General features: G+C 45.3%; 13 protein-coding genes. 10 read left to right on the top strand and 3 right to left on the bottom strand.

The features are described from left to right. Positions 1-52: 52 nt before the first annotated feature. From phnX to phnW, 3 genes are all read right to left on the bottom strand, one after another. Positions 53-871 (bottom strand): phosphonoacetaldehyde hydrolase, encoded by an 819-nt coding sequence (phnX, locus tag OCV12_RS23945; RefSeq protein WP_261886414.1) that lies wholly within the window; start codon positions 869-871, stop codon positions 53-55. Positions 872-968: 97 nt separating this feature from the next. Next, positions 969-2,408, bottom strand: coding sequence for an aspartate aminotransferase family protein (locus tag OCV12_RS23940; protein ID WP_261886413.1), 1,440 nt, complete (start codon positions 2,406-2,408; stop codon positions 969-971). Continuing rightward, complete coding sequence (phnW, locus tag OCV12_RS23935; protein WP_261886412.1) at positions 2,408-3,511, bottom strand: 2-aminoethylphosphonate--pyruvate transaminase; 1,104 nt, start codon at positions 3,509-3,511, stop codon at positions 2,408-2,410. The genes OCV12_RS23940 and phnW overlap by 1 nt, the downstream gene beginning before the upstream one ends. A 343-nt stretch (positions 3,512-3,854) precedes the next feature. Here phnW and OCV12_RS23930 point away from each other — a divergent pair, with 343 nt between their 5' ends. From OCV12_RS23930 to OCV12_RS23885, 10 genes are all read left to right on the top strand, one after another. Beyond that, positions 3,855-4,865, top strand: a complete 1,011-nt coding sequence (locus tag OCV12_RS23930) for a putative 2-aminoethylphosphonate ABC transporter substrate-binding protein (RefSeq protein ID WP_261886411.1) — start codon at positions 3,855-3,857, stop codon at positions 4,863-4,865. 120 nt (positions 4,866-4,985) lie between these two features. After that, entirely contained in the window at positions 4,986-6,404 is a 1,419-nt protein-coding gene (locus OCV12_RS23925; RefSeq protein ID WP_261886410.1) for an FAD-dependent oxidoreductase, read from the top strand. Positions 6,405-6,477: 73 nt separating this feature from the next. Further along, a complete protein-coding gene (locus tag OCV12_RS23920) occupies positions 6,478-7,131 on the top strand; it encodes an HAD family hydrolase (RefSeq protein ID WP_261886409.1) in 654 nt (217 codons plus the stop codon). Between the two features lie 274 nt (positions 7,132-7,405). Next, positions 7,406-8,515, top strand: a complete 1,110-nt coding sequence (locus OCV12_RS23915) for a putative 2-aminoethylphosphonate ABC transporter ATP-binding protein (protein WP_261886408.1) — start codon at positions 7,406-7,408, stop codon at positions 8,513-8,515. Between the two features lie 21 nt (positions 8,516-8,536). Then, positions 8,537-10,246 (top strand): putative 2-aminoethylphosphonate ABC transporter permease subunit, encoded by a 1,710-nt coding sequence (locus tag OCV12_RS23910; protein ID WP_390904565.1) that lies wholly within the window; start codon positions 8,537-8,539, stop codon positions 10,244-10,246. 67 nt (positions 10,247-10,313) lie between these two features. Next, positions 10,314-11,018 (top strand): phosphonate utilization transcriptional regulator PhnR, encoded by a 705-nt coding sequence (gene phnR, locus OCV12_RS23905; protein ID WP_008217187.1) that lies wholly within the window; start codon positions 10,314-10,316, stop codon positions 11,016-11,018. 135 nt (positions 11,019-11,153) lie between these two features. Beyond that, positions 11,154-12,056: an EamA family transporter gene (locus OCV12_RS23900; protein WP_261886406.1), complete on the top strand. Its 903-nt coding sequence runs from the start codon at positions 11,154-11,156 to the stop codon at positions 12,054-12,056. A gap of 200 nt (positions 12,057-12,256) precedes the next feature. After that, positions 12,257-13,273: a TRAP transporter substrate-binding protein gene (locus tag OCV12_RS23895; RefSeq protein ID WP_019820432.1), complete on the top strand. Its 1,017-nt coding sequence runs from the start codon at positions 12,257-12,259 to the stop codon at positions 13,271-13,273. 65 nt (positions 13,274-13,338) lie between these two features. Next, complete coding sequence (locus OCV12_RS23890; protein WP_017058622.1) at positions 13,339-13,896, top strand: TRAP transporter small permease subunit; 558 nt, start codon at positions 13,339-13,341, stop codon at positions 13,894-13,896. After that, entirely contained in the window at positions 13,889-15,211 is a 1,323-nt protein-coding gene (locus tag OCV12_RS23885; RefSeq protein ID WP_261886405.1) for a TRAP transporter large permease, read from the top strand. Before OCV12_RS23890 ends, OCV12_RS23885 begins: the two co-directional genes overlap by 8 nt. Positions 15,212-15,266 lie beyond the last annotated feature (55 nt).

The following is a 15,266-nucleotide window of genomic DNA, read 5'->3' as shown; positions in this document are numbered from 1 at the left end:
AAGCTATAGCGGTATTTTCACGTTTTACATCACGTGAATAGCTCGACTTTGTTTACGGACGCTCACCCGCCACTAAACGCTTCTCGATATCTGCGATCACGCTAGGTAAGTCTGCAATAGTATCGATCAGGTAATGAGGGTTTGATTTGTTCAGCTTCACGCTTGCTTTTTCACGCGCCGCTGCCAGTGTTGCTTCGTCTGCGTCTAAGTATTCTTGATACGTTAAGCCTGCTTCGTTACCAGATAGAACAAGGCCAACTGTCCACATACCTGCGTTGTGGCCTTCGTCTATACCGGGTGCTGCGTCATCTACTTTCACACACGCTGCAACGCTCGTCACGCCTAGGTCAATGACGTTTTTAAGTGCCATGAATGGAGCTGGGCGACCGCCTTGAGGTAAGTCATCCGTTGCAACGACATTGTCTGGTCGGTAGCCATAATCTGCGGCTGCAGGAATCAACACATCCATCACTTCACGTGGGTAACCTGAACAAGAGCCGATCTTTACGTTCTTCTCTTTAAGGTTATTCACCACTTCAATCGCGTTTAAAATCGGCGCAGCGTGTTCGGCTACTTTCGCTTTTTGAAGAGGCATGAATGCCGCGTAGATTGCATCGACGTCTTCACTGGTCATCGAACGTCCGAACTGGGCATTCCAACGAGCATCAACAGCAGGGATTCGTCCTACCGCTTGGATGTGATCCCATTTACCGATACCCATAGGTTCACGAGCTTCAGCTAAGTCGATGTCAAAGTTGAAACCTTGTTTGAATGCTTCAACGAAGATGCTAGTTGGAGCAAACGACCCAAAATCAACGATAGTGCCAGCCCAGTCAAAGATAACCGCTTGGATAGGTGATGTTGTGTTCATAATAGTGTCCTATTTTTGTGTCACTCCCAATCCAAATTTCTGGGAGAGCAAATGATTGTTTTAGGTTATTGGTTTAGATGTTGAATTAGAGAGTGAATTAAAGGTATTCGAAATCTTTGCAGACTTTGGCTATCGCTTTTTCGAATACAGACAGAGCGACTTCTAGCTCGCTACGGCTGATGATCAATGGCGGGCTTAATTGAATCACGTTACCTTGTGACACCTTGAAGCTCAGGCCATCGTTCAGACATTGGTAAAGTACGGCTTCTGCTTCGTCGAACGCTCGGGTTTTGGTGATATGGTCGGTGACCAATTCCACACCCCAAAGCAGGCCGATGCCGCGAACGTCACCAATAACTGGGTATTTCTCTTTCATTTGTAGTAGTTGTTCACGAACGAATACGCTGTCCGCTTGCACTTTTTCAAGTAGGTTTTCTTGCTCAATCACTTGCATGGTAGCCAGTGCCGCCGCGCAGCCAATAGGGCTTTTCTCATGGGTGTAATGACCCAGTGAAACTTGCGCTGCCGTGTTGTATTTGTCTTTAGTGACCATGGCTGCAATTGGAACCAACCCACCGCCAAATCCTTTACCGATACATAAGATGTCAGGTTCGATATCAAACGCTTGGTGTGTGAACCATTCTCCACTGCGACCCATGCCATTTGGGATGTCATCAATGATCAACATGACGTTGTGCTTGTCGCAGATTTCACGGATGCGTTTCCAATAAGCCTTACTTGGTACTTGAACGTCTGTGTTACGCACTGCTTCTGCGATGAAGGCACCAATGCCACCTTCTTTTTCAATCACATACTCAAGGTAATCGGCATAATGCACATCACATGCCGTCTCACTTTCACCGCCTGAGCTTTGCCCGCGAAGCGAAGAAGAGTCATTAAGCGGGAAAGCACCACGATAGGAAACCGCTGGTGGAATACGTTCTACGCCAGCCATCAATGGTCCCATACCTTCACGAAAACAGGCTTCACCACCCACTGAAATTGCATCGAGTGACGCACCGTGGAAGGAATCCCACAATGAAACGACTTTGAAGTTGTTGGTGACATGTCTAGCCAGCTTGAGTGCCATTCCAATAACTGAAGTACCACCTGGAGCAAACAACACACGGTTCAATTCACCACCGCAGATCTGTGTCAGCTTTTCTGCGCATTGAACGGCTGTTTCATTGGTAAAGCGACGCGGTGAAAACGGCAATGACTCCATTTGCTGAGTCACTTTATTAATGATGTGTGGGTGACCATAACCCAACTGATGAACATTGTTGCCGTGAAAGTCCATGTACTTCTTGCCCGTCGCATCTTGAATGTAGATGCCTTCTGCGGCTTCAAGTGTGTCTAGGCAAGGTGTTGACATCGCCTGATGAAGAAATACATCAGAGTCACGTTTTAACATCGCTTGAGTTGCATCATCGTTTAGCGATTCGTTCCATTTCTCGCGTGCTGGTGTTGTGTTCACATCGCCTTCGCTTCGAAAATGTGTCGCTTTTAGAGTTGGCTCTTGATTGATAGTGGTCATTATTTGATGTCCCAGTACATAGCGTTTTTCACTGCGCCAATGAGGGCTTCAATGTCAGACGGATAAACTTCACCGATGTTACCGATGCGAAAGCAGTCTGCGTTTGAAACCTTGCCCGGATAAATCACAAACCCTTGCTCTTTCAAACGGTCATAGAATTCCTTGAATTGGTAATCGCTATGAGTTGGAGAATAGAAAGAGGTTATGATAGGTGAATGAAGGTCATCATTTAACAGAGGTTCAAAACCAAGAGAGCGCATACCGGCAACCAATGTGGTTTGGTTGGTTTGGTACCGATTATGACGAGCTTCGATGCCGCCTTCCTGTTCCAGTTCAAGCAGGGCTTGGTAGAAAGCACGCACTGTGTGAGTCGGAGAAGTGAAGCGCCATTTACCGTGGTTGCTTTCCATGCAGTGCCATTGGTCAAACAGGTCAAGGCTTAATGAGCGAGCTTGGCCTTTACACTGTTCAAGTTCCGATTGCTTGGCAATAACAAAGCCGAACCCTGGTACGCCTTGGATACATTTATTTGCCGAGCTGATCATGTAGTCGATGCCTAAGTCAGCAATATCCATCGGGATGCCGCCGAAGCTCGACATTGCATCAAGAATGACGGTTTTGTTGTGCTGCTTTGCCAATTTGGCAATGTCTTCAATTGGATTCAGCATGCCAGTCGTGGTTTCACAGTGCACAATCGCAACGTGAGTAATGTCTGAATCCATGGCCAATGCCGTTTCCATTTCGTTCAAGTCAGGCTGTGATGTTTCACCTGGGGAAACGACATGGCATGGAATGTTTAAATAGTCTGCGATTTGAGCAATACGAGCACCATACGCACCGTTATCGACAACAAGAAGTTTACCGCTGTTAGAGATAACACTGCCAATCGTAGCTTCAACTGAAGCTGTGCCGCTACCTTGCATTAATACGCTTGTGTATCCCGCTTGCTTAGTCGCCAAAGTCACTAGCTTGCTACGAATCACTTCAACAACGTCTTTGTTGTATTCATCATCCCAAGTACACCAATCTTTTAGCATCGCTTGGCGAACGGTTTCAGAAGTAGATAGAGGACCCGGTGTCAGTAGTAAGTATTCGTTTCTCATGTTCAATTCTCGTGATTTTCATTTTGGACTATACCAATACTTGCAGTTACTTTAACAACCAATTTAAACGGTCGTAAATAGCCCAAACATCATTTTCACAAAAGCTTCATATTAAAATTGGTCACTTGTCTTGATAAATTTCCCGATCTTTAAACTGCCATTTTTTGTTCATTTAATCGTCATAAAAGCCAGTTAGCTTAATGCTCGGAATCTGGTACATACCAATGTGAAGGGTGTGTGCTAACAACCTAAATGAATTTATGGATATAGAAGCCTCTAGATGGAGCTTCTAACTTCTAACCTTGGCTACTTCTCACTTTAGAGTTGAGCCTGACTGGAGAAAATGATGAAAAACCGTTTTATGAAAGGATCACTTGCAGCATTAGTTACTCTATTAGCTAGTAATGCTTATGCAGCACAGGAAGTGACGGTTTACACAGCTTTTGAAACTGACATTTTAGCGAAATACAAAAACGCATTTGAAAGTGAAAACCCAGACATCAACATCAAATGGGTTCGTGATTCAACAGGAATCATGACGGCAAAATTATTGGCTGAGAAAAACAACCCTCGTGCAGAAGTCGTTTGGGGCCTTGCTGGTTCTTCAATGGCTCTACTTAAAGAAGAGGGCATTCTTAAGCCTTACACTCCTCAAGGTGTAGAAGCGCTGCGTTCAAACCTTAACGATCCGCAATCTACTCAAGCTTGGTATGGCAACGATGCATTCTTCAATGCGGTTTGTTTCAACGAAGCGGTAGCGAAACAACTTAACCTACCTGCACCTAAATCTTGGGATGACCTAACTAAGCCTATCTACAAAGGTCATATTGCAATGCCAAATCCAGCGTCTTCTGGTACGGGTTACATGCAAGTGTCGGCGTGGCTACAAAACATGGGTGAAGACCAAGGTTGGAACTACATGCAGAAGCTAGACCAAAACATCGCTCACTACACGCACTCTGGTTCTAAGCCGTGTGTTCAAGCGGGTATGGGTGAAGTTGCTATCGGTATTTCTATGGCGAGCCGCGGCGCTAAGCTGAAAACTCAAGGTGCACCACTTTCTGTGATTACGCCTGAAGGTATCGGCTGGGAATCTGAAGCGGTAGGTCTTGTTAAGCCTTCTGATGCAGCGCAACGCGTGGTTGATTGGTCTATCTCTAAAGCAGCAAACGAGCTTTACATCGAAATGTACCCAGTTGTTGGTCACCAAGATGTGACGGCAACAATTGAAAACTTCCCTAATGTCGAAAAGAACATGGCAAAAATGGACTTTGCGCGCATGGGCAGCGAGCGTGCAGACGTATTGAAAACATGGTCTGAGAAGTTTGACGCTAAATCAGAGCCAAAATCTTAATCTATCGAGCTACTCAGTTAATTAACTATTAAGTTCATTAGAAGTTAGAAATCAGTAAAGGAAGGCTTCGGTCTTCCTTTTTTAGTTTTATGCCTTTAGGTTTTAAGTAAGGTACGACAAATGACAAAACACTATTCATATTGGTTTAAACAAGCACTAGAGCAGGAATTTGGCAGCATAGATGCAGGTCTAGAATCCGCGAAGCCAATTGAAAAAGACGTTAACTGCGACATCGCTATTGTTGGCGGCGGTTACACAGGATTATGGACGGCGATTTTAATCAAACAGCAGCAACCTCAAAAGCATGTTGTAGTGATTGAAAAAGGCTTGTGTGGCAGTGGCGCTTCTGGCGCGAACGGTGGTTGCATGTTGACGTGGTCGACTAAGTATCCAACGTTGAAGAAGCTATACGGCAAAGAACAAGCAAAATGGCTGGTTAAAGAATCGGAAAAGGTCATTTACGAGATCGAAGCTTTCTGTAACGAACACAACATCGACGCGCATCTCTATCGCAGTGGCACTTATTACACGGCGACTAATGAAGCGCAAAAAGGTGGAATGGAACCTGTTGTGAATGAGTTGGTCAAGCAGGGCATCAACAGTTGGAAGAAGTGCGATCAGTCATTGCCCGATAAAGCTGGGTCAGATCGTCATATTGAAGGTTATTACTCAGAGGCTGCGGGCAGTGTTCAGCCAGCGTTATTGGCGAGAGGATTACGCCGAGTTGCTATTGAACTAGGTGTCGAAATTCACGAAAACACAGAAATGACTTCACTCGATTATGACTCTCCAGCTCGAATCCAAACCAAGGGCGGATCTGTCTTTGCCGACAAAGTGATTTTGGCGCTTAACGCATGGATGCTTGATCACTTCAAAGAGTTCAAACGCAGCATTGTGGTTGTTTCATCAGATATGGTTGTCACTAAGCCTATTCCAGAAAAACTTAAGCAGTTTGGCCCGGAAAAAGGAGCAGCGGTGGTGGACTCACGCATCTTCGTTCACTACTACCGAGACACCCAAGATGGAAGGCTGATGCTTGGTAAAGGCGGCAATAAGTTCTCGTTTGCCAACCAAGTAGAAAGCATGTTTAACCAAACTACTAATTATCTGCCGATTCTTAATCAATCCTTCCAAAAACTGTTCCCGAAACTGGAACAAAGTGAATTTGATTACAACTGGTCGGGCGGCTCAGATCGATCGGTAACAGGATTGCCATTTTTCGGTAATCTAAAAGGCCAAAACAACATCTATTATGGGCTCGGTTACTCAGGTAATGGTGTTGCTCAAACCCGTATGGGCGGAAAGATTCTGTCATCTATGGTACTCGGTACTGATAACGCTTGGACGTGTTGTGGACTCACCAAAGGACCGCTTGGCCATTTCCCGCCAGAGCCATTTCGTTGGGTGGGTGCAATGATGGTGCGAGACGCAGTGCGAAGAAAAGAGAACGCGGAAGATTCTGGTAACACGCCATTGTGGCTAGATAAGCAATTGGCAAAGCTGGCTGGTGCGGCAGGTAAAGCCGACAAGGTAGAGTAAATCTGTCGTTTAGATTTTTCTCGCCCGCTAAGTCTGAGTTGGAAGTTAAATTTGATTTGAAGTGAGAATTGATATGACGACCCCGCTGTATGTATTTGATCTAGATGAAACACTCATGGATGGAAACAGTGCCATGATTTGGAATGAGTTTTTGGTTGAGAAGGGCTTAGCGAATGAACCTAGCTTTTTAAACGAAGAACGCCGGCTAATGACACTTTATGTTCAAGGTATTCTTAATGAAGATACTTACCTTGAATTTGCTACTCGCTCTCTAGCGCATAAGACACATCAAGAGGTGTGTGCTTTATTAGAGGAGTGTATTGATAGCAAAGTACTAAGCAAAATCTTTCCTCAAGTCATGCAGGGGAGTTGGTCTTCCCAAACACAAGGGCAGCCGATGATGATCATTTCTGCGATTGTCTCATTCATTCCTGCCTGCGTAGCGAAAAGGCTTAATATTCCAAATGTAGTCGGCATCGAACTAACGGAAGAGTCGGGCCAATACACTGCCAAAATCCTAGGGCTTCCAAATCATCCATACGGCAAGAGTGTTGGTTTGAAAGAGTGGTTAGAGCAGCACAGTACTTCGTCTCATCAACGTCAAAACAGTATTGAGTCAATTAACGACTTGCCTCAATATGAATTGGCCGATCGCGCACATCTAGTTAATCCACACGAACGTCTAAGCGCTCGTTCGGATTCCGCTCCATGGTGTGCGGTCTACTGATCTCAGTATTGGTAGAAACAATAGGCATAACCATAAAAAAGCATTGATATTTGGCGGTGAAAAGTACATTGGTTTTCATCGTCAAATACTTTTCTGAAAGCCATAGGTTAACTGTAAGTTATTGAATGTTACAACTTGTTTAACTCACGTCATCCTCTATTAGAATGAATTTTATTTCTGCAATATAACTGTCACTTAGCTTCTATAAATTTGTCACTCAACTGAAATATTCAAAGTTTAAATTTGGTATATACCATTTAAAGAGTGCTGTAGTATGAGCAACCAAACTTATTTGAATATTGAAAACGTTGTAAAGCAATTTGGCCAATTTACAGCGCTAAAAGACATCTCCTTATCGATTGAAAAAGGCGAGTTCGTCTGTTTCCTTGGCCCGTCTGGCTGTGGAAAAACCACCTTATTACGTGCGATTGCAGGTCTAGATTTACCAACTTCTGGCTCTATCGAGCAAAACGGTAATGACACGACCTTCTTGCCGCCAGAAAAGCGCGACTTTGGCATTGTGTTCCAATCTTACGCATTGTTCCCAAATCTGACCGTGGAAGAAAACATTGCGATTGGCCTTAAAAACCAAGGTATGTCGACCAAAGAAGCCCTTGAAACTGTGGAATCTTGGTTAGAAACCATCGGCTTACCAACGTCGGGTCAGAAATTCCCGAATCAACTGTCTGGCGGACAGCAGCAGCGTGTGGCTTTGGCTCGCGCGTTGGCTTTGTCTCCTGGCTTGCTACTCCTTGATGAACCGCTGTCTGCATTGGATGCGAAAGTAAGAACACACTTGCGCGACGAGATCTGCCAACTGCAGCGCAAATTGGGCATCACCACTATTATGGTGACGCACGATCAAGATGAAGCCTTGACCATGGCTGACCGCATTGTGGTGATGAATCATGGAGTTATCGAGCAAGTCGGTGCACCGCAAGAGATCTACCAAAAACCGGTAAGCCGTTTTGTGGCGGAGTTTGTGGGCAGTATGAACTTCATTCAAGCGTCTGTAGCAACTCAAGGCAAGATGCGTATTGCTGAGTCTATGTTGCCATTGCCTGGGTTAGACAACCTGACACCAAAGCAGGGGGATGTGTTCGATATTGCAGTTCGTCCTGAGCAAATTCAGTTTGTTGATCGTTTTAATGAGTCATTACCGGTCAGAATCCTTTCGAGCGAATTTCTAGGTGCGTTTTATCGCGTCGAATGTCAATTGCAGCATGACTCAACCGCTAAAGAGATTATCGTTGATGTGCCAGTCAAAGAGTTCAATCGACTGAAGCTGCGCCGCAGTGATATTCGTTACGTGGCATTCGATCAAGAAGGCCTGAGAGCTTACCCAGCTAAAAGCTTGCAAGTGATGAAAGACGAGGCGGCGTAAAGAATCATGGAATCGACTCAAATGATGCAATCTAAGCTGCTATTTCAACGACGAGTACAACCTTTTCTTGCTCGGTTGAGTAAAGACAACGTTATCCTATTTGGGCTGCTGGCATTTTTGTCTGTAGTCATGACACTGTTTATCCTGATGCCACTGTGGGCAATGCTGAAAAAGAGTGTTCAAAACGCAGATGGCGAATTTGTCGGTTTACAGAATTTCGCGACGTATTTCGCTTCTCAAAGCTTGTGGCAATCTGTAGGTAACACCTTCACGTTGGGCTTGTTGGTAACGGCTGTAGTGGGTGTTTTAGCGTTTGGTTATGCCTATGCTTTGACTCGTTCATGCATGCCTTTTAAGGGACTTTTTCAGGTATTAGGTTCTGCGCCGATTCTTGCGCCCTCATTACTTCCTGCAATCAGTCTGATCTTCCTATTTGGTAACCAAGGTATTGCCAAAGAAGTCTTGGGCGGCAACTCGGTATACGGCTTGATTGGTATCTCACTCGGCTTGATATTTTGGACCTTTCCACATGCCTTGATGATTCTAACTACTTCACTTAGAACGTCTGATGCTCGTCTTTACGAGGCAGCACGAGCTCTAAATACTTCATCGCTTAAAACCTTCTTCATGGTGACCTTACCTGCAGCCAAATATGGTTTGATCAGCACTCTGATCGTGGTGTTCACGCTGGTGGTTTGTGACTTTGGTGTCCCGAAGGTGATTGGCGGTAGTTACAACGTTCTATCAACGGACATCTTCAAGCAGGTAGTAGGTCAACAAAACTTCTCGATGGGTGCTGTAACCAGTATCTTGTTGCTATTGCCTGCGCTGCTTGCATTTACAGTGGATCGTTGGGTGCAAAAGAAACAGAAGAGTTTGTTTGATACTCGCTCCGTCGCGTACCAACCAGAGCCAAATACCATGCGTGATGGCTTGTGTTTCCTTTACTGCACTATCATTTCGGCTGCTGTCGTTATCGTGTTGGGCATGGCGATATACGGTTCTATGGTGACCTTCTGGCCTTGGAATAAAGCGCTTACACTGAACAACTACAACTTCGCAGAAATGAGTACCTATGGTTGGACTCCGTTCTTCAACTCTCTAACGCTTGGCGCATGGACTGCCATTATCGGTACCGTGTTGATTTTCTTGGGTGCTTACTGCATTGAGAAGGGCAGAGCATTCGGTCCTGTTCGTCAGGCCATGCAGATGCTCAGTGTTGTGCCAATGGCGGTTCCGGGGATGGTGTTAGGCTTGGGCTACATCTTCTACTTTAATGACTTGAGCAACCCACTCAACTTCCTATATGGCACGATGGCGTTCTTGGTTATCAATACCGTGGTTCACTACTACACAGTAGGGCACATGACGGCGTTAACTGCGTTAAAGCAGCTGCCTGCGGAAATTGAAGCAACGGCGGCCTCTGTAAATCTTCCGCAGTACAAGTTGTTCTTTAAAGTGACGGTACCTGTTTGTTTGCCTGCGATTTTAGATATTGCGACATACCTGTTTATTAATGCACTTACCACCACATCTGCGGTAGTATTCTTGTATTCTACCGATACGATACCTGCGTCAGTTTCAGTACTGAATATGGACGATGCGGGGCAAACCGGTGCAGCTGCAGCCATGGCGGTGATGATCATGATATCTGCGGCGAGTGCGAAGTTGATTCATATGTTAATCAACAAGTTATTTGAGAAGCGCACCCAAGCTTGGCGCAAGCGCTAGCGAACCATTTATATTGCAGTTGGCCAAGGAGTGGCTGACGACAAGAACAAGAATGAAAGGAAATTAAGTGCAGTACGTAAAAATCAAAGATGTCATCGTAGAGCAGATAGAGTCGGGGATGTTAACGCCACGACAGAAGCTGCCTGCAGAACGTAAGCTGGCTGAATCGTTTGATACAACACGAGTTACGTTACGTGAAGCGTTATCTTCGCTTGAAGCGGAAGGGCGTATTTATCGAGAAGATCGCCGTGGTTGGTTTATCTCACCAGCGCCACTGCGCTACGATCCAACACAAACACTCAACTTCACTAATATGGCTCTGGCGCAGAATCGAAAGCCTAAAACTGAGTTAGTGGCAGCGAAAGGGATGTTGGCAACCAAGGAGGCGACTAAGCTTCTTGAGTTACAACCGTTCTCAGACGTTTATCGAGTCGACAGAGTTCGCTACCTTGAAGACAGACCGGTTGTGTATGTGACGAACTACATTCGACCAGAGCTGTTTCCTAACTTGCTCGATTATGACCTCTCTAAATCGCTAACGGACATCTACCGTGAGCACTTTGGCGTGGTGTATCAGAAGATCCGTTACCGTGTGAGTACAACGTCTCTGTTGGGAGAAACTGCGCAAGCATTGCGTGCGACTTCGGGTTCTCCTGCAATGGTTGTCGAGCGTGTTAACTACAATCAAAACGGCGATTTGATTGACTGTGATATTGAATATTGGCGTCATGATGCGATCAGTATCGAGTCGATAGCGCAGTTAGAGCGTTAGTCGTACATTAGAACGCTGGCACACCTCACTTTGGGGATTTGCCCAACTGGAATGATCAAAGGTCTCTTATCTGGAGGCCTTTTTTATCCTCTGTTTTCAGTGACTGCTTTTATCAGTCAATAAGTTAGGAATGAAATGGAATTCTCTGCCATCATCATCGTGATTATTTCGGCTCTGCTGCATGCGGGTTGGAATGTCCTAGGTAAATCAAATCAAGGCTCTGGCTCATCTTTTTTTTTAGCGTCTGGCTTTGCCGCTGCCGCGATTCTGACTCCCTATTTGATTTGGTATGTCTACAGCGTCGGCTTTGCAAACATCACGATTCCATTTTGGCAGTTACTCTTCTTGAGTGGTATTTGCCAAATCATTTATTTAATCGGCTTAGGCATCGCCTATAAGCAGGCTGATATTGGTGTTATCTATCCAATGGCACGAGCGCTGCCTGTGTTAATGGTTGGTTTGGGGACCGTATTAATTGGATATGAGTTGTCATTGAATCAATGGATTGGCTTTGCACTGATCACATTAGGCTGTTTGTTTGTTCCACTGAAACAATTCTCTGAGCTGAGGCTCAAGGCTTACCTAAACCTTGGCGTGTTGTGGGCACTCATCGCCGCTATTGGTACTACGGGTTACTCCATTATTGATAAAGAAGCACTTCTATTATTGGAGCCGTTAAGCACATCTAATATTACGAATAAACACACGGCGATTTTCTACCTAGGCATTCAATTTTGGGCGATCGTGATTCCGTTGAGTATTTGGTTGTTGGTGAACAATCAAAGAGTTGAGTTCACCAACGCATGGATACTACGTAAGAAAGCCACGGTTGCAGGTATTATGATGGCATCGACTTATGGCTTGGTGTTATTTGCAATGACCATGACAGAGAACGTCAGTCTGGTTGTAGCGCTTAGGCAAGTAAGTATCATCTTCGGCGTAGTGATGGGGATCTACTTTTTAAAGGAAAAGTGGCACATGACTCGCGGTGTAGGCGTTGTTTTTATCATTGCCGGTTTAGTTATCTCACTGACTTAAAAAGAAATTAATTCATACCTCCAACCTGTGATGTGAATTTTCAGTCACATTTCTCTTATTGATAGCAAACGTTTTACTAATGTTAAAGATGTGATCCTTCTCATAGACAAGGCTACAAAGTTACCGGTAACATCCATCTCAACGTTACCGGTAACATATAACAACAAACCGGACTCTGTGAAACTCATAAGGATACCCAAATGAAAGCTCTGACTAAAACGCTGATTGCCGCTTCCCTCACTGGCCTATTTGCTACATCAGCAATGGCTGCAGACTTTAAACTTAAAATTCAATCATCAGATCCATCTGGTGATTTGAACTTCAAGGTTCAGCAGAAGTGGGCTGAGCGTGTAGAGACGATGTCTAACGGACGTATCGACATCGACCTTCTGCCTGTAGGCGCTGTGGTTAAACACACTGAAACGCTGGGCGCGATCAAGATGGGCATCCTTGATGGTCATATCACAGCAACAGGTTACTTCTCTGGTAAAGATCCAGCATTTGGTCTTATCGGTAATATGGTTGGTGCATGGTCAGACACAACACAACTGCTTCAGTACATGAACTACGGTGGCGGTAATGAGCTAATGACTGAGCTTTACAAGCCTTACGGTGTTCAGTTCGTTGGTGCTTCAACAACAGGTGTTGAATCTTTCATTTCTAAAAAGCCAATTGACGGTGTCGCGGATCTTAAAGGTCTTAAATTACGTGCACCTGAAGGTCTAGTACAACAAGTGTTCGCAGCAGCGGGTGCGACTCCAGTAAACCTTCCGGGCTCTGAAGTATTTACCGGCCTAAGCAAGGGCGTAATTGATGCTGCGGACTACACAGTATTCTCTACAAACCAAAAAGCGGGCATGAACGATATTGCGACACACCCAGTTCAACCGGGTTTCCACTCGTTGCCACTTATCGATATCTCTGTTTCTCAGAAGAAATGGGACAAGATGCCTGCTGACCTACAAACAATCTTACAAACATCTGTGCGTGACTTCTCTTACGACATGACGACTCAGCTAAAAATGGCTGACCAAGCAGCAGTTAAAGAAGCACAAGCGAACCCAGAAATCACGATTCATGACTGGTCTCAAGAAGAGCGTAAGAAGTTCCGTGAGATTGCAAAAGGTCAATGGAAAGTATTTGCAGAGCGCTCTGATAATGCACAGAAAGTTTACACCTCAGTTACCGTGTTCCTAGAAGAAAACGGCTTACTGTAATTCAAACTTAGCTTATTGATGGGGGAGGGCATTGCTCTCCCGTTTTCTCCCAGGAAATTTGGCCCATGACAGACAAAATCCCTCACGCACCAGCTGAAAACGATGAAAAGCCAAGAAACGGGCTTGATCGTCTTATCATAAAATTCAGCAACTTAGTTAGCTGGTTGTTTATCTTCACTGTATTGATTTCATTTTACGAAGTTGTGATGCGCTATGCATTTGACGCCCCAACCACATGGGTGCATGAGACGGCTTCATTTATCGGTGGTTCACTATTCATTATCGGCGGCATCTATGCTTTCGCGGCTGATAAACATGTACGTGTTGTTCTTATCTACGATTCAGTGTCTAACCAAACACGTAAGTATCTTAATCTTGTTCACCACATCGTTGGTTTAGCCTTTGCGGGCATGCTCGCTTACGCAGCTTACTTCACTGCAGAAGAAGCGTGGTTTGCACCTTGGGGTGAATTTCGCCTTGAGACATCAGGCTCTGTATTGAATGCGCCTTATCCTGCGCTGCTTAAAGGTCTGATCTTTGTCGTTTTGTGTGTTCTTGTTGTCCAGTTTGTATTGCACCTAATCCAAGAGTTGATGGGTCTAAGGAAGAATGACGATGTTTGATTTATCTTCTATTGGTATCGCATGGGGCAGTTTGCTCATGCTGGTTATGATGATTGGTTTGCTACTCACGGGTATGCAGCTGGCTTTCGTAACAGGCTTTGTCGCGATTTTCTTCACCCTGTGTTGGTTTGGCCCTGATGCCTTGCCTCTGATTGCTAGCCGAACTTACAGTTTTGCTTCAGGTTATGTATTCCTCGCCGTCCCAATGTTCGTATTGATGGCAGCGCTCTTAGACCGTTCAGGTATCGCTCGAGACCTGTTTGATGCCATGAAATCGGTTGGCCGTAAGGTTCGCGGCGGTGTTGCGGTACAAACCTTATTGGTAGCCGTGTTGTTGGCCTCAATGTCGGGTGTTATCGGTGGTGAAACTGTACTACTTGGTATTCTTGCTCTGCCTCAAATGCTTCGCTTGGGTTATGACCGTAAGCTTGCTATCGGTACAACCTGTGCGGGTGGTGCGCTAGGCACCATGCTTCCACCAAGTATCGTACTGATTATCTATGGTATGACAGCTAGCGTATCAATTGGTGATTTGTTTAAAGCGTCTTTCTTACCAGCGTTTATCCTAGCGGGTTGTTACATCGGCTACGTATTGATTCGTTGTAAGTTAAACCCTTCTCTTGCGCCTATTCCTAGTGATGATGAGACAGAGGAAGACATCGCTAATCAACCTAGCTACTTCAAGGCTCTGTTCTTCCCACTGCTTTCAGTAGCAACAGTTCTAGGCAGTATTTATACAGGTATCGCTTCAGTAACCGAAGCTTCAGCTTTGGGTGTGGTTGGTATCATCATAAGTGCACTAATCCGTGGTGAGCTGAACTACAACATGCTCAAAGAGAGTGCCATCGCAACGATGCGTACCTGCGGTATGATCATGTGGATTGGTATCGGCGCAAGTGCTCTGGTTGGTATCTACAACTTGATGGGTGGTATTGATTTTGTTGAAGAAACCATCCTTGCGCTAAGTGGCGGCAACGCGACAGTAACGCTGTTAATCATGATGGCTATCTTGTTGGTACTTGGTATGTTCCTTGACTGGGTTGGTGTAGCACTTTTAACAATGCCAATCTTCGTTCCAATCATTACTGGTCTTGGCTTCGACCCAGTTTGGTTTGGTGTTGTGTTCTGTCTAAACATGCAGGTGTCTTTCTTGTCACCACCATTTGGCCCAGCGGCTTTCTATCTGAAATCGGTCGCGCCAAAAGACATCAGCTTGGGCGAGATTTTCACGTCACTGCTGCCGTTCATTGCACTTCAAGTCCTAGTTTTAGGCTTAGTTATCGTCTTCCCGCAACTCGCGCTTTGGTGGCAATAACAGTAAAGGTTCCTGACCGGATTTAGCGTCAGGAACCGAACCGCAACAACACAAG

Source organism: Vibrio pomeroyi, from assembly GCF_024347595.1.
Classification (GTDB): domain Bacteria; phylum Pseudomonadota; class Gammaproteobacteria; order Enterobacterales; family Vibrionaceae; genus Vibrio; species Vibrio pomeroyi.
The sequence above is the reverse complement of the archived record's forward strand: the minus strand, read 5'-3'. Positions and strand labels throughout refer to the sequence as shown.